Source organism: Vibrio eleionomae, assembly GCF_009874545.1.
Classification (GTDB): domain Bacteria; phylum Pseudomonadota; class Gammaproteobacteria; order Enterobacterales; family Vibrionaceae; genus Vibrio; species Vibrio nitrifigilis.
Genome location: NZ_WEKT01000060.1, coordinates 1 through 18,643, shown reverse-complemented (window position 1 = coordinate 18,643; position 18,643 = coordinate 1). Strand labels below are relative to the sequence as shown.

Below are 18,643 nucleotides of genomic sequence, written 5' to 3'. Positions count from 1 at the left end.
GTATAGTGAAAATTTTCCGTGTGACGCCAGGTAATTTTGGTGATGATCTTAATGAGATATTGATTGAGAAACGGTTAGGCGCGCACTTTAATGGCAATGTATTTTTAAGCCAAAAATGCGATTATCAAGTGAATCAGGAAGATCAAGTTATTGTGGCGATTGGGACCATCCTTAATAACTTAACCCCAAAATCTGGGCATAAAATTGTCTTGGGGGCCGGAACTGGATACGGAGACCCCGTTGTGATTGATCAAGATTGGGATGTGCGTTTTGTCCGTGGCCCATTAACGGCGAAAAAGTTGGGTCTACCCGCCAGTAAATCAATTACCGATCCAGCAATTTTATTGGCCGATACTGTATATCCAAGACCTGAACGCGCTGATGATATTGGCTATATTCCTCACCATGCGGTTGCGAATTCTTTGTGGCAAGAAGTGATTGAAAATATGGGACTAAAATACATTGATCCGCGCAGAGATTTCGATTCAGTGATGGGCGATATGGTGGCATGTAAGTGGGTTATCGCTGAAGCCATGCATGGAGCAATTGTCGCAGATGCGCTGCGTATTCCGTGGGTACCAGTCGCCAGTGCGGAAAAAATTAATACCTTTAAATGGCATGATTGGTGTAGCACGATAGGAATAGAGTATTCGCCAGTATCATTAACGAGCTTGTGGCCGACAACGAGCCCTAGCGTTGCGAAAAAAGTCAGCAATGGCATTAAGAAAACGCTTGTGACTCGCCAACTCAATAAGCTACTCAAACATGCTCAACCGCAATTAAGTTCGGAATCGATCTTTAAAGACAACTTATTGCGAGTGAGTGATTGTTATGACGAATTTTTTGCTGAGCTTGATGGTTAGGAGATGTGCTGTTGCTGGGCAAAATCTCGTTGAGCGATTTGATAATCTTCAGGGGTACCAATGTCGATGAAGTAATTATTGGTATAAACACCATAAAAGGGGGCATGACCAATTTCAGCTTCCAAAAAATCTGTTTCGAATGAGAACGTATTTTGCCGAGGAAATTGGTCGCTCAAGTTCGGGCGCATTAAATATACACCACTATTGATATTGCCGGGATGACCGCCTTTTTTTTCTTCAAATGCGATGAGTTTGTTGTGCTCATCCACAGTTACACGGCCATAGCGCCCTGTATTATCTAGGGAACGCAAAACCATAATTAACTCAGCATTCTGATTATTCAGTTGTTCAATCATCTCAGTCAGAGAAAATGAGATAAAGCTGTCACCATTTAACGCTAAAATAAGATCTGACTGTTGAGCGTAAGGTTGACTGAGCGCCTGCTTTAGCGCTCCGCCTGTGCCAAGAGGATGTTCTTCAATAGAATAACTGATCGTTAGGTTCTTATGCTGGTGGCCAAAATATTCCATTATGGTATTACGATGGTGCCCCACTGCTAATATAACGTGAGCAATATTTTGCGAGATACAGTAATCCAATAAATATTCTAAAAAGGGTTTCCCTGCCACATCAACCATGGGTTTACAGGTCTGATCTTGTGTAATTGAACGCAAACGCGTTCCCATTCCACCACATAGAATAATGGCGGTAATGGTGGGTTTTTGCTTCATTAAAGATTCCTTCATCAGAACATACTACCAATATAGCTCGCTAGACGGTCCAAGATTGAGTGCCTTGCTGCGTAAAGTGGAACGGTTGAATTCGACCGTTTAATTCTTTTAAAGTGCTTTCGACATCTAGACGATTTACAGGGTTAACAAACAGCATCACGAAACCACCACCACCGGCACCGGTGATCTTCATTGATTTTGCCCCGGCAGATAACACACGATCTTCTAGCTCATCAATACTCGATGTCGAAATTGAGCTGGACATGCCTTTTTTAGCTGTCCATGCTTGTTTGAATAGCTCAGACATTCCATCAATATCGGATTTAAGTAAACACTCCTTCATTGCATAAGACAGTCGTTTTACTTCATGCATCGAGTCAAGAGAAGCGCTGTGTGGTGCGTTGGTTCCTTTTATCTGTTCATCAATAATTTTGGCTGAAGAACGAGATACACCAGTGAAATAGAGGATCATTTGACTCTCTAGTTCATTAATTATCGCATGGCGAATACGCAGTGGATTAACAATAACGCGGTCATTTTCATAGAATTCCATGTAGTTAAAGCCACCAAAGGTAGTTGCATACTGATCTTGCTTCCCTCCAGAAAACTGACAATCGATACGTTCTATTTCGTAAGCAAGTTTAGCAACATCGTAATCGCTTAATGGTAATTTGAGTAATTCTTTATAGGCACTTAAGATGGTAACCACCATCGTGGAGGACGATCCTAAGCCACACCCAGGAGGAGCATCCGAAAAAGTATACACTTTTACTGGAATAGGCTGGTCTTGGTTGTAATCGCGAACAATACGGTTATAAACCGCTTTATGCAGTAGGAGTTCTCCCTCAAGGGCGATGTGAACACAAATTGGGGTGTAATACTGTTGGTTTATATCTTGAGCGATAAAGGTAATACCTGCATCTTCGTTAACCAACTCGATAGTACAATTTGCATACATGTTAATGGTGGCGTTAAGTACCGAACCACCATAAGTATCACAATATGGCGAAATATCGGTTCCTCCGCCAGCTAAACCAAGACGAAGTGGAGAACGAGCCCTAACAATCATAATGATTAACCTTTTTCACTGTCCATGAGAATATGACCATATTTCATTTTTACTATAGATATAATTGATATACAGTATTGTTATCTTAGCCTTATTATCTAAAGGCATTTACTGTTGGATTTGTAATTAAACTATGGCTAAATCAAAAATACGTGTCTGCCATCTAGTATATAGTTTCGATGTCGGTGGTTTAGAAAGGATTATTGTAAATTGTATAAATAATCTCAAAAGTGATAATTTTTCTCATATTATTATCTCACTTACTACAATTGGCGATTTTTATTCGGAAATACATTCTCCAGTGGAAAGTTTTGCACTAAATAAAAAGGCGGGTAATGATATTTCTTTATATTTTCGTCTTTACAAATTACTCAAAAAATCACATCCAGATGTGATGCATACCTACAATTTAGGTACCATTGAATATCAGTGGGTCGCTTGGCTGGCTGGAGTGCCCTTGAGAGTTCATGCTGAGCATGGTCGAGATAGTTATGATCCCGATGGCACTGTTAAAAAATATCGTTGGTTAAGGCGTATTACCAGTTCTGTTATTCATCATATGGTAACGGTATCTGCAGATTTAAAACAGTGGTTAATCAATGATGTACATATCCCTAGCCGTAAAGTAAGCCTGATTATTAATGGGGTTGATACTGAGTTTTATCACAATGCGTTGACCAACGGTCACACATTGGATTTTTGCCAAGGAAAATGTGTATTTGGCCATGTTGCGCGATTACACCACATTAAAAACCAACATTTTCTCATACAAGCCTTTGCGGATGCATGTAAGCAACACAATGATTTTTATAATGAATGTGTTTTAGTCATCGTAGGGGATGGGCCAGACCGAAGTCGGCTAGAGAACTTTGTTTTACAGCAGCCGCTGCTTAACGAACGAGTTTTTTTTGTCGGCTCTCAGACACAAGTAATTAATTACTATCAGAATTTTGATGTTTTTTTGATGTCCTCTTTAGCAGAGGGAGTGCCGATGACTTTAATTGAATCAATGTCTATGTCCATTCCTCATTTAGTGACAAGGGTGGGGGGAATCAAAGAAGTCATCATTGATAATGAAACTGGATTATCAGTCGAAAGTGATGATTTACAAGGCTTCGTTGATAATATGTATCGTTTGTTTTGGGAGCCAACCTTACGCAGTGATATGGGCTCTAAAGCGAGAAAACGTATTGAAGCACATTTTAGTCAACATAGTATGATTGAAGCCTACGAAAAAATATATCAAGAGAGAGACAGACAGTGATTGAAGGGATACTATTTTTAGGTTGTCTTGCCGTATTAATTTATATTGTTAAGCAGTCTGTTGATGTAGATAATAAGCACCAGGGTGATTAAATGCGTGATCTGGTCTTTTTTTTAGCGTTTCTTGTTCTGTTATTTTTCTCATTTCGTAGACCATTCGTTGCGGTTAGTTTATGGCTGTGGAGTGGATTATTTGTGCCAGTATATTGGCTTTACGGTTTTGCATCATCAATAAGTTATAACAGTATATTTGCAGCAAGTACGATACTTGGATATTTCATTTATCGACACAAGCCGTCATTTAAAGCTAATGCGCCATTTATTTTTGTCATTTTATTTTTCTTACATACTTGCTTAACCAGCTTTTTTGCTTTAGCGCCAAAAGTTGTTGTGTCTATGGAGTTAACCGATTTCTTTAAAGCAATACTTCTATTCGTTTTTATATGCCTTATTTTAAGGAAACAACATCATTTTAGCTTATTCCTTTGGGTTATCGTGCTTTCCATTGGCTTTATGGGGTTTGTTGAGGGATTGAAGTTTATTGCCTCTGCAGGTGGGCACCGGATCAAAGGTCCATCGGGAAACATACTTTCAGACAATAACCACATGGCAGTTGCGATGTGTATGACGATTCCATTTATCATTTACTTGATCAGTGAAACGCAAGAAAAGTTACTCAAGTTTGGGTTACGATTTATGCTGATCATGAATATCTTAGCGGTTCTTGGTACCTTTTCCCGTGGGGGACTAATCGGTTTAACCATTATTTTGGGGTATTTCTGGTTCAAAAGTCGGCATAAAATGCGCAGTCTTTTTGTGTTGCTCTTTGCCGCTATTATTGCCTATAACTTGTTACCGCAAAGCTGGTACAACCGAATGGCAACCATTGATGATGCCATGGATAACTCATCATTCACCACTAGAGTTAATTCCTGGAAAATCCATACCTTGATGGCGTTGGATCGGCCGTTAGTTGGCGGCGGTTTTAAGGGGCCACAGGTGAGTTATGTGTGGCGAGCGTTAGCGGTAGATATTGATAAATTCGACTTTATTAAAACCCCTCCTCCGGGTGATAAAGGCTGGGCGGCGCATAGTATTTACTTTCAGGTGTTGGGTGACCAAGGGTTCTTAGGGCTGTTTTGGTTTTTGTTATTTATTTTCTTAACCTTTGTGCGGCTATGGGTGATAGAACGATATTATCTGCGGCATGATGGTAAGGACTCATGGCAATGCCGCTTGGCTGGTATGACAAAGATTTCCATCTTAGCGTATTGTGTTTCTGGTGCTGCACTTTCATTGGCGTATTTGGAAATGTTTTATGCAGTGTTAGCGATGGTAGTATGTCTTGACCAAGTGAGGAAAGCCAGTGTGGTCAAAGATAGAAAAACAGTATCAAACAAAAGCAAAATGCCTGCACATAAAATGAATGCCCATGGTTACGAATAGGTGTATCTGATGAATCCTAGTTTCCAACTGTGTGTTTTCGCCTACAATTTGGAAAACACAATTCAGCAATCGCTAAAAAGCCTGATTGATAGTTGTGGGCAATATCGCCCAGATATATATGTGATGGTGAATGGCTGTAGGGACCACACCTATCAACAAGTGAATAAATTGGCACAAATCTACTCCAGCATTATTCCAGTAGAGATACAACTGGGTGATAAATCTAATGCTTGGAATACTTTTGTTCACCAATACTATGATGGTTATTCCATCGCGGTGTTTGCTGATGGTGATTTAACGTTTGAACAAAACGCAGTTGCCAATATTGTTGATTACTTTCAGTTAAATCAACATTACCATGCGGTTTCCAGCTTTCCTTGTTTGAAAGGACGAAGTGCAAAATCGTGGCGAGCTGCCTTACTCAAAGAACACCAATTTACGGGTAATCTTTATCTATTAGCCCCTGAATTCTTGAAAAATATTATTGCGCAAAAAGTCTATTTGCCCACTGGTTTGATAGGCGATGATAGTATGCTTGGTTTTCTATCTGCGACGAATCTTTGTAGCGGAATAGATACCCCTATCGACAACATTGGTGTATGCACTAATGCCATATTTAACTATGAACCATTAAACCCAACCAGCCTAAAGGATATAAAACTTTATCTACGGCGTCGGGTGCGTTATTCAAAACGTCATATGCAGCAGAGTAATATTGTGCCGCAACTCAAGCGCTATGGTTTAAAAGCAATGCCGGAATATGCAGCACAAATCGACCGGCTTCATATCCGCTGGTTAAGCTCAAATGTTATCTTTGATCTTCTTGCTGCGTGGTCGATCAGACAAGAACGTTCTAGAAGTTAGTGTACGACTTGTTTAAGCGTTAAGTTATTTGGGTATAGTCATCAAGCATGAAACAATTGATATGGGAATGCTTGTTTAAGTGCTTGAGCATCAAACTGAATTGGCTTGATAGAGCATGAGTCAATCACGTTTTCTATTGATAATGACTCACTTTGCTTCATATCTATTGATGTGAATGAATCAATTCCAACACCTTTATAATAATCTTCAAATTTAAATGAGCGCATCTCTTTGAATACTAGGCGGCAGTTGGGTACTTGGTAGGCGTCAGAGGCAATGATGCCATGCAGTGAAGATGAAGCGATACATTCACAATTGAGTAATTGCTGTAGAAAATGTACGGAATCTTTCTGTCTGATATCGATAATACAGACACGACTATCTTGGTGCATTTTCTGGATCCACGGGTGATCTTGATGTTCATAGTGCGGAATGATACCCAATTGATATGGCTTTTCTACAGGCGCTACGAGGGGATATATTTCTGGTAGAAGTAACGCAGGATCACCAAAAATTTCTGGGCATTTCAAGTCTTGTTTGAGTAAAAGATCTCTTGTTAACGGGCCGCGTACTGAACAAATTTTTCGTGGTGCTTCTGTGATTCTTTGTTGCTCTGAGATAAATCCAGATCCCCACACGACACTGTTGTGATTCGATGCCGCTAAAACGCTACCGATTCCAAGAAGGTGCCGACGATGACCCAGTGGGCAATTCACGACTTTCTTTTGCGAAACATATTGAATGATATCTACGTTAAGTAAATCGCCCCAATTCACGACATCACTAAAATAACGGACATTGATCGTGGGTTGACGATGGTATTTGAGTAGTTGTATTTCACTTTGCGCTGTCTGAACTAAACGGGTAGCGATTTTACTGAACATAGGACGAGCGCGCTCCTTGGGCTGAGAGTAAATGAGTGATGGTCGTTGTGTTCGAATCCCAAGTAAGTTCCCGTTGAACAACGGTTTTTCGTGCTGCCTTACCCAAGCGCTCTGTTAGTTCAGGATCTTGAATTAGGCGTTCTACACACTGTAACAACGTTATATTCTGCGTCTTTTCGTCAAACAACAAACCGTTCTGCCCATCTTCTAAAAGTTCACCGATATTGGGGGTGTTAGGGGCAATGATGGCTTTACCACTCGCCATATATTCTAATAGTTTTAGAGGGGAGGCCCATGGCGTCACGGCTGGTTGTAGCGCAATATCTATTTGCGCGAGCCAATATGGCATTTGGTCACGTTCGACCAATCCGGTACTGTAAAAGTTTTCTGCCATGCCAAGTTTTAACGCTTGAGATTTTAGATCATTAATAACAGGGCCATCGCCAATGATCAGCAGCATTAAATTTGGGTTGTGTTGTGCTGCAATTAAATCGAGTACTTTATCCAAATGATGCCATTCACGACAAAATCCGACAAAGCCAACCACCGTTTTATCCAAAAAACGCTGTTCTCTAGGTTGTTGGACGCTGGTACCAAATCGAGATGGATCAATTCCATTGGGGATCACTGTAATGCGTTCATCGGGAACACCTGCTTGCTTAATATAATTGGCTAACACCTGTGTGACCGGCAAAACGTGGTCGGCATGTCGCCATGTGTAGTGTTCACTCCACTTAGCTAACCAACCGAGTGCTAAGCCTCCATATTTTTTGCGTTCTTTATAAAGAGGCGAGTTCACCTCTAAAACGAAGGGTAAACGGAAAAGAGATTTTGCCCATATTCCGGCGGGCAAGAATAAATTATAGCGTTCATACATCGCATCAGGACGATGTTTTTTTATCGCTATACAAAGCTTAAAAAAGGCCAAAAATGCATAGCCAAATTCCAATAATTCCGCAATGAATTGAGGTAAGGCTGAGCGAAGAGTAGACATCCACCCGCCGTCACTGCCGAAATCCGAATGTTGTGCGACATCTGGTGCGACAAGAATTACGTCGTGTCCTTGCCGTTTTAACGCATTAATGATCTCTTCGACGTGAACATATTGACCGTCTTTTGATGCAATGCGATGGTGATAGAGAATTTTCATTGGATAATCTCGGCAATAGTTTCTGAATCATACTGATGGTTAAGAATGGCATTAAAAATGCTGTATTGAGCTTCTGACGTCGATTGCCACGTAAACTGCTCCGCATATTGTCGAGTATCGAATCGTTTCGGTAGATGAGTCAGTAGGTGACTTATACCTCGTTGAATGTCGCTCACATTACGTTCGACCAAGACGCCAGCTTGATGATTTTTGACCACTTCTGGAGTGCCCCAAATATTGGTCGCCACTACCGGCGTGCCACACGCCATCGATTCGAGTAGCACATTGGCCCAGCCTTCTCGGCTTGACGCTAATACAGAAATATCGGCAGCCGCGTAATATTGGGCCAATTCTTGTTGGCTTAAACTGCCGAGAAATAGAACGCGTGATGCCAAATCAAGTTCTTGCACTAACTTATGCAGTTTCTTCTCATCAGGGCCGCTGCCAGCAATGAGTAAGGTAATATCAGGTAACGCTTGAATGGCCTCAATAACCAGATGGTGCCCTTTGCGCTCAATGAGATGACCTGTCGACATGACAATCGATCCTTGTTGGGGCAGTGATAATCGGGCGCGTAATTGTGGTTGTGATGGTTTGTCTTGGTAAGCAAATAGGTTGAGATCAACACCATTGCGCAGTGTGCTGACATTCTCTGGGTCAGCGCCTAGTTCGATCATACTTTGGCGGAGTGCTTCACACACTGCCATTGTATGGTCAGCGCGCTGTAATACCTGCTGAATTTGCTGCTTTGGTTTAGCAAATTGCGGGATCAAATTGATGTCGGTTCCCCTTGCTGTGACGGTAAATGGTTTGTTGAGTTTTTGGGCGACCTGTTCAATAGCAACGCCGTCGGGATAAAAATAGTGACCGTCTATTAGATCAAAATCGTAACCACTATCGATGAGTTGTTTCGCTTGGCGAGCAATAGAGTACGCTAACGTATGTGGTGTCAGTGTCATTCCTATTTTAGGTATGACGAGATAACGTGGGTGATAGACGTCTAAGCCAAAGCGTTTTTCATGATAGGGCGCTTTAGCAAATTCAGCGTAAGTGCCGAAATAGGAATTTTTAAACGGAAAGTAAGGAACTGGCGCAATCACTTTGGCTTCCACATCGGGGAAGTATTGTTGTAATTGCCGCAATCGAGTTTCGATAAAAATGCCATTTTTAGGATTGTTGGCAAAGGGAAATAATGTCGTGATTGTAACGATTTTCATAGTTATGCCTGGCGATTAAGGAATTGACCGAACATGAGTAAACACCAAAGTGCATCACTATGATCACTACGCCCACTCGTATGCTGATGAACAAGTTGCTTCAAGGCCTCAGGGCGAAAATATCCACAGTCAAACATACGTTCAGATAATACGGTATGTGCCAATTTCTCTTTTAATGGACCTCGAAACCACTGCGCAATCGGAATACTAAAGCCCATTTTAGGGCGATATAAAATGTTGCTGTCTACATAAGGTTCAAGTGCTTTCTTAAATGCATATTTGCCCTGATTACCATGAATATTAGATTGATTATCAATAGAATAGGCCCATTCAATCAGCTTGTGATCCAGTAGAGGGGCTCGAGTTTCGAGAGAATGAACCATGCTAGCTCGGTCTATTTTGGTAAGAATGTCGCCAGCCAGCCAAGTTTTAATATCCAGATATTGAATACGTTTGAGTGGGTCTTCCGTTGGTGCGTTCTTAGCGTGATGTTTGATAACTTCTAGTCCGGAATAACCATTAAGCCGTTTTTGATATTGCGGTGTAAATAACGCCTGACGCTGGTCAGCACGTAAACGGGACATGGTATTTCCATACGCTTCAATCGGGTCCATCGCTAAAGACTGGAAAGTCGTTTTTGCTCGCAGGAATTGTGGGGCCCAATCGGCTTTAGGGTAAACTTTCCCTAATATGCCAAAAATGGGTTTGCGTACTGAATAAGGTAATGTTCCCCGTAATTGCTGTTCGGCCATTTGCAAACGGTAACGTCGATAACCAGCAAAAACCTCATCACCGCCATCACCCGTTAAAGCAACTTTGACCGATTGACGCGCTAATTCACAGACGCGATAGGTAGGAAGCGCTGAGCTATCAGCGAAAGGTTCATCGTATACATCTGTAAGTTTATCAATCAAATCATACTCATCGGCCGAAATGACCTTAAGTGTATGATTGGTATGATAACGTTGGGCAATTTGATCTGCATAGTCGCTCTCATCAAAATCACTCTCATTAAAGCCAATTGCACACGTGTTAATCGGATCGTCCTGATAATGTGCCATCATGGCAACAACGGCGCTTGAATCGACGCCTCCAGATAGAAACGCACCGAGAGGTACGTCCGCTAACATACGAATATTAACCGCCGCTTTTAAGTGATCGATCATCGCTTGCTGTGTTTCATCCCAAGATTGGATGTGCTGCGGTGCAGGTAAATCCCAGTATGCTTGAGGTGTTACTTTGGCATTAGGCGATAATAGAAGGTAGTGGGCCGGTTCGAGTTTAAAGATGTGTTGGTAAGCTGTGTAAGGGTCTGGTACATACCCGAACATCAAGAACTCTTCTGCCATTTCATCACGAAGGGTTTTATCGACGTCAGGATGGCCGAGTAACACTTTTAGCTCTGAGCCAAAGACAATTTGCCCCCGCTGAGTTTTAGAATAATACAGCGGCTTTTTCCCTAAGCGATCACGAGCAATAAACAACTGTTGAGTGTTTTGATCCCACAAGGCAAAACAAAACATGCCTTGAAAACGCTGTAAGCATTCAACCCCCCACTGTTCCCAAGCGTGCACGATGACTTCCGTGTCTGATAAGGTAGAAAAGGTGTGGCCACAGTTGGCTAACTCAGTCACTAAGGGTTGGAAGTTATAGATTTCACCATTGAAAACCACGCATACCGATTTAGTTTCATTGAAGACCGGTTGGTGACCGCCGGATAAGTCGATAATAGAGAGGCGCCGATGCGCTAAGCCGATATTCTGATCAAAAAAATAGCCTTCATCATCGGGTCCCCGATGGCTCTGTAAGCGGTTAATGGTTTGCAGCAGCTCAGTATCAATCGGGTGAGCAGTGTGAAGGTTAAAGATCCCTGAAATCCCGCACATGTCTAATACTCCATTTTGACTGGTGTTGGCTTATGTGTTTTTGCTAAAGACAGTGGCTTTTCTACCCCAATAAATAGGAGGGTAGAGCTTATCCAAGTCAGAAAAAACACAGGCACAACGAATAGATAAATTTCCACATCCCATTGATGATGAGCAGGAATAACCATCGCTAAAATAAAAAAGAAAAATTTTAGTGTTAAACCATGAATTAAATAATAGGAATAGCTCATGTTTCCATAACACCGTAACAGCGGTGAAGAGCACAACTTTGATAACACAGTCCGGGTATCAAAACATGACAAACACGCCAATGAAAATCCGACAAAAAGCAGTAATAAATCAAAGTACTTCGATACGTTCATTAATTTAAATAGCACTAGAAGCGCAATCGTCACTGGGAAGAACCATGAACTGGTTATCCTGTGATGATTTTTCCCTGATTGATATATTTCATAGGTCAGCATGCCTGCGATAAAGAGCAACATTTCACTATGAGAATCAAAGCCTAATAATGTAAGTAGGTAGCCACAACATGCGGCGCTTAATAGAAAGGATATACGATGGAGCCGTGACCATTGCCTTAGCTGTAACACACCAATCATGACGGGAATAAAAAGGTAGAAGAACAGCTCATAGCTTAAACTCCAACTCACGGTGACTATCGCTTCGATTGGAAACATACCGGGAAGCATGAAAATATTGGCCAACACATAGATAATCCCCTGCAGCAAATCTGCTGGGAGTTTGCTTTCATGTGGAAAGGCAAAAGAAAGACCGATATAGAGGAACAACACGACGAGAAATGTAGGATAGAGGCGCTGGATTCTTCTTTTGATGTAAGGTGTGAAAGGGCGAGCTTTACTGATCAGCATGCCATAAATTAAAAAACCACTAATAATAAAAAAGAGTTCGACCCCTTTGCTGCCTATATGGCGATAATGTGAAATTAATGCCGATGTTGTGGACTCTTCAATGATCCATGGCGTAAATTGGGCGCAATAGTGAACAACAAATACCATAAAGGCGGCGATGGCACGAATACCTTCCAGTGGCGCAATGGTTTGATGATGACCATGAGGTACCTCGTACAATGAGAACAGCCGGCGAATTGTGTGAGTCAAAGAATCATTCATGGGTTTGACTCCTTATTGCTGCGAGGCTAAATGTTGGGGGGAACTGAGTTGAGATATTGCTTGAATTAGGCTGTTACTGTCGAGGTTAGTACTAGAGAATGCGGTCAACTGAGAGACGATAGGTTGACGACTCAATCGGTAGTACAGTTCTAACAACTTAATTTTTATTGGGTTAATTTCGTAGTGGTTATTGACCCGATACCAATAAATGATAGTGAAGTAGGTCCCGCGGTGATTAACCAACTGTATCTCATTGGCTTGGTGGTCATTCAGTTGAATCGTGCGTTTATGACTTAAGGTCCAATTGTCTTCACTATAAAATTTATTGCGACTACTAATAATTTCGGCATCAGAGGAATGTTGGAAATATTGAGCGACGTAGTATTCGCTAGTACCATCTTTGGCTCTGGCACGTAGGGCTTGATTTGCCTGCGGGAAATGAATGGTCCAGTTTGAGTCTGTAATTGTTTGATAATGGTCCGGTACAGGTATAGGAGTCTTGTCAGTAGTGTCGGATAGGGGCTGCGAAATCAGGTATGACCAAGAGAATGAGACAATAGCAATCGCAACGATAATAGAGTTCACACTGGAAAGAGAGACGGCTGTATTAGATTTTTGCTCCATATGGATGGTGTTGTTGTTCGTTGTGATGATGTCGTCGCACAACCAGTACGCAATAAAAAATGAGCAGATAGTCACCAAACTAAAGAAGAACCAACCGTAAACTAAATGATCAACGCCTGATGCGTATTTCATGTCGATAAAATTACCAATCATGATAATGCCAAAGACACGCAACCCATTGGCAATGATTGGAAATACGAACGAGAACACAATAAATAGCCAAAATTTCCAATGCTTTTGGAAGAACACATGCGCAAACAGTGTACCGAGCGCCAAACTAGCAATAAGAAATCGGATCCCCGAACAGGCTTCTGCCACTTCGAATTGACCTCGGGGTACTGAAATATATAGTCCTTCCCTAAATACCGGAACACCAAAGAGGCGTAACAGCACAATAGAAATATCGGCAGTAATCTGTTGCAGGAAAGGAATCAGTTCTTCACCAAATGGTACGAGAAAAATTAAATAACATATGATGAACCGGTTATTCTTTGCTTGTTGGTGGCCAATTAACGCCCAAATGATCAGCTGTAAAGAGACGACAGCTGCTAAATGCTCAAAGAAGGCAATGCTGGCTGCTTGGCCCACAACCCAAAGTATGCAGGGGAAGATAAGTAAAACTGCGGGAAGTTTCACCGCTGATAAAGGAATAGTGGCCAAATACTCTTTCTTTTGCCAGAGTAACCATAAGCAAATAGGAATAATGAGATAACAATGCTCATAGGTGTTGGAATTGTTCCACACATTGATCATATTACCCAGTGACTGGTAATAGATGGCGAACCAGACGATGAGCGGAATACTGAGGCGTAATACCCACTTATTTAACATCATTCGAGCCTAAGTAACTTAAAAGCGGTGACAATTTGGCTGGCCAACTGTAAGTTGCTTCTAACCAAGATCGTGATGGTACCGCTGCATGAAGTCCCAAAGAGAGCTTTTCGATCACCCAATGTGTCATATCGTTTGGAGAATCAGCAATATACACATCATCTTTAGGATAGTTTTCAATCCCTTCAATCCCCAGCTCGGTGGTAAGCACGGGCTTTTCCATAGCCATGGCTTCCAAAATTTTATTTTGAATACCCCGAGCGATCTGCATTGGTGCGACAGAGGCTTTGGCATGCAATAAATAAGGGCGTACGTCTTCTACTCGTCCGGTGACGACGACGCCAGGAACATTCTGTAATTCAAGAACTTCTTTGGTTGGCGATGAGCCAACAATGTAAAATTTACTGTCGGGGATCGCTTGTTGAACCTCGGGCCAGATAGTGCGTACAAACCATGCGACAGCATCTGCATTGGCCCAATAATTCATGGCTCCCGTAAACACAATGTAGTTCTGTTCGCTGAGTGGATAGTCTTCACTAAGTGCCTGTTTTGCGCTGGGAGAGAAAAATTCACAGTCGATACCATTACTCAGAGTTTGAATCCGGCTCTCTGCGGCATTTTTATCGCCTATCATGTCGCGAAACAGGTTCGTTTCGTTATCAGAAATAAAACAACTTACGGCAAATTGATTCGCGACATATTTTTCGTATTTCTCTAGTGTGCGATGTTCTCTTTGATACACCCAACGCATAATGCCGTGCGTTTTTTCCGCGTATTGGCGCCACTTGTCAGAGTCAATATCCGCAAACTGAATCACTTTATGTAACGGAGGTGTTGATGTCCCCAATACATATTGCGCCATACAGCCGGAGTAAATAAATGCCTTATGGATATCTTGTGTATTTAAGACCTTTGTTACCCATTGCTGCATTTTAGGGTGGTAGTAGTAAGGCAAAGTGATGGGCTTACCGGTTATGAAGGCTTGCAGGCCACGTACTTTGGCAAGTTGGCTATTCAAGTTAATAAAAACCGACTCTTTACAATAACGCTGCACATCTTTGATGTATTGGTGATCAAAGGGGTCATCAATAAAGCAACCTAAGTAAATATCAAAGTGTTCACTGAGAAACTTCAAGGTGTTGCAAGTCGTGATCTTATCCCCTTTGTTAGCGGGGAACGGAATGCGATGACATAGATACAACAGTTTTTCTTTCATGACCGTTACCCCAGATACTTAGACAGATTAGGACCAATAGCCCGACTAATACTCAATGGCATTCGCTTCCATAAGTCGATAAACAGCTTATATTTGGGGTTATTCGGCGATAGGTTAGGCATAGATTCACTTTTCACTAGAGCAATTTTGTAATGCAGCTCTTCCTCCTGCATCCCCCAGTTTTTCTTATAATTGTATGAGCCGGAGTCATTTTTACTGCGCCCAAAATCAAAGTGGGTTTTACCTTTTTCTTGGGCAAGACACATTAATTGGTAATACATGTAGTCATAGCTTTTCAGTGCTCGTGCTTCAAACTTGCCGCCGCCGTAATAAGGCAACACACCATCTTTATAGTAAAAACTTAATACGCTAGATACTGGGTTATTATCTTTGTCACGGATAATCAGGGTCTTACATCGGTCGCCAAATGTCTCTTTTAGCGTGCTAAAAAGCTTTTTATTAAACACTGGTGTTCCCAAATTACGCACGCTTTCGGCGTAGACGTCGTAACAAAGATCGGGATCATCATGGTTATCCCAGCTCAGCTCATTTTTTAGTGAATGACGTACAACCGCTCTCTGTTTGCGTTTTATCGAAGTTAGTATTTGCTCGGGAGTATCCTCTATCTCACAAGAAAAGGTTGAGTGATGACAATGGACCTGCCACGGCGATTTAGATTCCCGAAGATAACGATCTCTCAGTTCTACATAATCTACGTTTAGTTGGCAGCCTAATTCATAAGCACTTGCTTCGAGCTGGTGGCGAATATCATCGTTATCAGCTAAAACTCCGCCGTATACACAAAATGGTGTTGAGATTAGCGCGTGACCAAAAAGAAAACTTTTCTGTTCGACAAGCGGCAATACACCAACAATTTCACTGTTCCGTGTTGCCATTAAATAGCGGGATTTGTGGCGGAAAACTTGGGTAATAACCCTGATCCAACCCGAGAGATGAAAGAAGCTTCCATCTTGATGATTATCCACATATTGGTCCCAACGTTCATACTCTGCTGCTGTAAGAGGTTGAATAGTAACTGTTTGATTCATCATATTAGCCGTTGAGTTGGTAAGCATGACTGACTGTGTCCCACTTAAAGTCAGTGAGAAGTTGTTCGAGTCTGCTCTCCATTCGATTCAGATTTAAATAATGGCGAAAGCGAGATTTAAGGGGGATACCAGCCATGCGGGGTTGCTTATCATCAATCTCCCATGGGTGGAAATAAAAGCAAAATGGTTGGTTGGTCTGTTCCATAAACTGACTGATTAACCATTGGCTCATTTTGTAAGGGTATAGGCGAAAAAAACCGCCTCCACCGATTGGCAGCTTAAACCCGGTACTGGTATTAGTGGGTAGTGGTATTTCTACAATACCTTCTGGGCGACGATATTTTAAACGCGGCCAATCCGGAGCACCATAGAGATCGCGCTTAACAGGATAGGTACTACTACTGAAAGTAAAACCTACGTCTGCTAAGATTTCAAATACCCACTCGTTATCGGGGTTAACCGAGAAACTTGGGGCTCTATAGCCATGTACTGCAATCCCCGTCGTATCTTCTAAAAACGATTTAGCGCGATAAACATCTTCACGAAATATTTCTGGTGATTGGGTATTCGCCCGTTGATGAGCATAGCCATGGCTGGCTAATTCATGGCCTTGCTCAACAATACGTTTCACTAGTTGGGGGCAATGTTCTGCAACCCAACCCAACATAAAAAATGTGGCTTTAGTTTGGTGCTCGTCAAACAGGGCTAACAATCGGTCCGTATTCTGTTCAACTCTTACTTCGTACTTTTTACCCCAATCTGAAAATTTGACTTGGTTTTCAAACGCTGCAACTTGAAAGTAGTCTTCTACATCCACGGTCATTGCATTACTGCGTGTTTGAATCATAAGCCCTCACTCCTTGAAAGATTCTGAACATCTTAAACATTATCGATATTGTGATCGTTGAAATGATGATTTAGCGTCCTTTGCCAAATAGAATCACTTCAGTTGTTCTTAGTAAGATCAGTAAATCGAACAAGAATCCGCGATATTTGATGTAATACAAATCGTATTTTAGCTTCTCAATGGCGTCTTGCTTGCTACTACCATAAGGATATTTGAGTTGAGCCCACCCAGTTAGGCCGGGTCGGACACTATATCGTTGGTTGTAATAGGGGATATCTAATTCAAATTCCTTAGTAAATTGTGGGCGTTCAGGTCGAGGTCCAACAAATCCCATATCACCACGAATCACGTTAAATAACTGAGGAAGCTCATCAATGCGATATTTGCGTAACACGTGTCCCACTTTTGTGACGCGCGGATCTTGAGTTTGAGCCCATTTAGCGCCGTCTTTTTCAGCGTCGATACTCATGCTACGAAATTTATAAATGGAGAAAAGTTTACCATCCAGCCCAACGCGAATCTGGGAGTATAAAACTGGAGCGGTAAGACCGTCTTCCAACTTGATGGCAATGATAGCAACGAGCATGAAAGGCCACACAATGCTAAAAATTGCTAATGATATTAGTGTATTAAATGTCCAGTCTAAGGCCTTATGCAAATGACTGTAGTAGTGACTTGGTCCATAAATTATCCATGAAGGATAAACTTGTGTGACCGCCACTTGACCCGTTTCATGCTCGAAAAAATCGACAATGTTGGTAATTGTGATTCCAAGACGCTTGCAAGCGGCAAGGCTTTCATTGGGAAGAACATTACGGCGCTCATCACAGGCGACGACTATCTCGCGAATGTGATTTTTTATAGCGAATGTTTCTAGTGGTTCATCGAGGTCTAATTTTTTTTCAAATTTGATGCCATCTGGAGAGTCTCCAAGCATCTCGACAAAGCCGACAAAGTTCAGCCCGATACGATCGGTTTTGCGGCGCATGTATTGCTCAATAATTTTGGCTCTCTCACCCGCCCCCAATACCAAAACGTTTTTTTCGCCTAATTTTTGATAAGAGGTTTTGCTCAGTAAGTAACGGGTAAAAACCAAAGCAATAAAGGCGATAGCTGAAAAATATTCGGCATATAAATGGGGCTGGTTTGCGTTGATAACCCAATATACTAATTTGTCAATTAAATAGGAAAAAATAACGCAGGCAAAGATACGAATCACAATTCCAGTGAACGTTTCTCTCAACTTTACATTGTAAAGTCCAACAGAAAGAATAAAGATGGAAATGGTTATTGCGAAAACTATCGTTTGCAACCATTGATTTTTTTGATCAATATCAGCGTACGGTGATAAATAATGACTTAATAGATAGTTACATAGAAAGTACGTGCAAAATATAGCAATCAAGTCAGTAAATATCACTATTACACTACTTGGCTTTATGCCATTGAAAAGTGTACTGTTCATTATTGTCATCCCTGCTGCCAGAGAATTTAGATTAAGTATAAAGTACGGTAACTTAATCTTATAAAGTCATTGTATATATGAACAGATATTAACAGTTTAATATAC

General features: G+C 41.6%; 16 protein-coding genes. 4 read left to right on the top strand and 12 right to left on the bottom strand.

Translation table 11 applies throughout. From position 1 onward, the window contains the following. Positions 1 to 5 precede the first annotated feature (5 nt). Positions 6 to 863, top strand: coding sequence for a polysaccharide pyruvyl transferase family protein (locus F9817_RS20450; protein WP_161158046.1), 858 nt, complete (start codon positions 6 to 8; stop codon positions 861 to 863). Here F9817_RS20450 and F9817_RS20445 read toward each other — a convergent pair. Further along, positions 860 to 1,594, bottom strand: coding sequence for a nucleotidyltransferase family protein (locus F9817_RS20445; protein WP_161158045.1), 735 nt, complete (start codon positions 1,592 to 1,594; stop codon positions 860 to 862). The two genes, F9817_RS20450 and F9817_RS20445, sit on opposite strands and share 4 nt — an antisense overlap. 40 nt (positions 1,595 to 1,634) lie before the next feature. Beyond that, positions 1,635 to 2,663 carry a GHMP family kinase ATP-binding protein gene (locus F9817_RS20440; RefSeq protein ID WP_161158044.1) on the bottom strand — a complete coding sequence of 343 codons (1,029 nt, stop codon included), beginning with the start codon at positions 2,661 to 2,663 and terminating at the stop codon, positions 1,635 to 1,637. Between the two features lie 133 nt (positions 2,664 to 2,796). Between F9817_RS20440 and F9817_RS20435 the strand changes: the two genes are divergently transcribed. The 3 genes from F9817_RS20435 to F9817_RS20425 all read left to right on the top strand — a co-directional run bounded on the left by F9817_RS20435 (position 2,797) and on the right by F9817_RS20425 (position 6,236). Beyond that, positions 2,797 to 3,927, top strand: a complete 1,131-nt coding sequence (locus F9817_RS20435) for a glycosyltransferase (RefSeq protein ID WP_161158043.1) — start codon at positions 2,797 to 2,799, stop codon at positions 3,925 to 3,927. A 92-nt stretch (positions 3,928 to 4,019) separates the two neighbouring features. Then, on the top strand, positions 4,020 to 5,372 hold the full coding sequence (locus tag F9817_RS20430; protein WP_161158042.1) for a putative O-glycosylation ligase, exosortase A system-associated: 1,353 nt from the start codon (positions 4,020 to 4,022) through the stop codon (positions 5,370 to 5,372). Between the two features lie 9 nt (positions 5,373 to 5,381). Next, the gene (locus tag F9817_RS20425; RefSeq protein ID WP_161158041.1) at positions 5,382 to 6,236 is read left to right on the top strand and encodes a glycosyltransferase family A protein; all 855 of its coding nucleotides are present in this window, start codon (positions 5,382 to 5,384) and stop codon (positions 6,234 to 6,236) included. A 41-nt stretch (positions 6,237 to 6,277) separates the two neighbouring features. Here the strand turns inward: F9817_RS20425 and F9817_RS20420 are convergent, their stop codons facing one another. The 10 genes from F9817_RS20420 to F9817_RS20375 all read right to left on the bottom strand — a co-directional run bounded on the left by F9817_RS20420 (position 6,278) and on the right by F9817_RS20375 (position 18,538). Continuing rightward, positions 6,278 to 7,120: a polysaccharide pyruvyl transferase family protein gene (locus tag F9817_RS20420; RefSeq protein ID WP_161158040.1), complete on the bottom strand. Its 843-nt coding sequence runs from the start codon at positions 7,118 to 7,120 to the stop codon at positions 6,278 to 6,280. After that, positions 7,110 to 8,270 (bottom strand): glycosyltransferase family 4 protein, encoded by a 1,161-nt coding sequence (locus tag F9817_RS20415; protein ID WP_161158039.1) that lies wholly within the window; start codon positions 8,268 to 8,270, stop codon positions 7,110 to 7,112. Before F9817_RS20415 ends, F9817_RS20420 begins: the two co-directional genes overlap by 11 nt. Further along, a complete protein-coding gene (locus F9817_RS20410) occupies positions 8,267 to 9,487 on the bottom strand; it encodes a glycosyltransferase family 4 protein (protein WP_161158038.1) in 1,221 nt (406 codons plus the stop codon). Before F9817_RS20410 ends, F9817_RS20415 begins: the two co-directional genes overlap by 4 nt. Positions 9,488 to 9,489: 2 nt before the next feature. After that, complete coding sequence (locus tag F9817_RS20405; RefSeq protein WP_161158037.1) at positions 9,490 to 11,373, bottom strand: XrtA/PEP-CTERM system amidotransferase; 1,884 nt, start codon at positions 11,371 to 11,373, stop codon at positions 9,490 to 9,492. A 2-nt stretch (positions 11,374 to 11,375) separates the two neighbouring features. Then, the gene (locus F9817_RS20400) at positions 11,376 to 12,506 is read right to left on the bottom strand and encodes an acyltransferase family protein (protein WP_161158036.1); all 1,131 of its coding nucleotides are present in this window, start codon (positions 12,504 to 12,506) and stop codon (positions 11,376 to 11,378) included. A 12-nt stretch (positions 12,507 to 12,518) separates the two neighbouring features. Then, positions 12,519 to 13,964 (bottom strand): exosortase A, encoded by a 1,446-nt coding sequence (gene xrtA, locus F9817_RS20395; protein WP_161158035.1) that lies wholly within the window; start codon positions 13,962 to 13,964, stop codon positions 12,519 to 12,521. Then, a complete protein-coding gene (locus tag F9817_RS20390; protein ID WP_161158034.1) occupies positions 13,951 to 15,177 on the bottom strand; it encodes a TIGR03087 family PEP-CTERM/XrtA system glycosyltransferase in 1,227 nt (408 codons plus the stop codon). The genes xrtA and F9817_RS20390 overlap by 14 nt, the downstream gene beginning before the upstream one ends. A 5-nt stretch (positions 15,178 to 15,182) precedes the next feature. After that, positions 15,183 to 16,253 carry a FemAB family XrtA/PEP-CTERM system-associated protein gene (locus F9817_RS20385; protein WP_202436535.1) on the bottom strand — a complete coding sequence of 357 codons (1,071 nt, stop codon included), beginning with the start codon at positions 16,251 to 16,253 and terminating at the stop codon, positions 15,183 to 15,185. Then, a complete protein-coding gene (locus F9817_RS20380) occupies positions 16,231 to 17,073 on the bottom strand; it encodes an XrtA system polysaccharide deacetylase (RefSeq protein ID WP_161158033.1) in 843 nt (280 codons plus the stop codon). The genes F9817_RS20385 and F9817_RS20380 overlap by 23 nt, the downstream gene beginning before the upstream one ends. 70 nt (positions 17,074 to 17,143) lie before the next feature. Further along, a complete protein-coding gene (locus F9817_RS20375; RefSeq protein WP_161158032.1) occupies positions 17,144 to 18,538 on the bottom strand; it encodes a TIGR03013 family XrtA/PEP-CTERM system glycosyltransferase in 1,395 nt (464 codons plus the stop codon). Between the last annotated feature and the right edge of the window lie 105 nt (positions 18,539 to 18,643).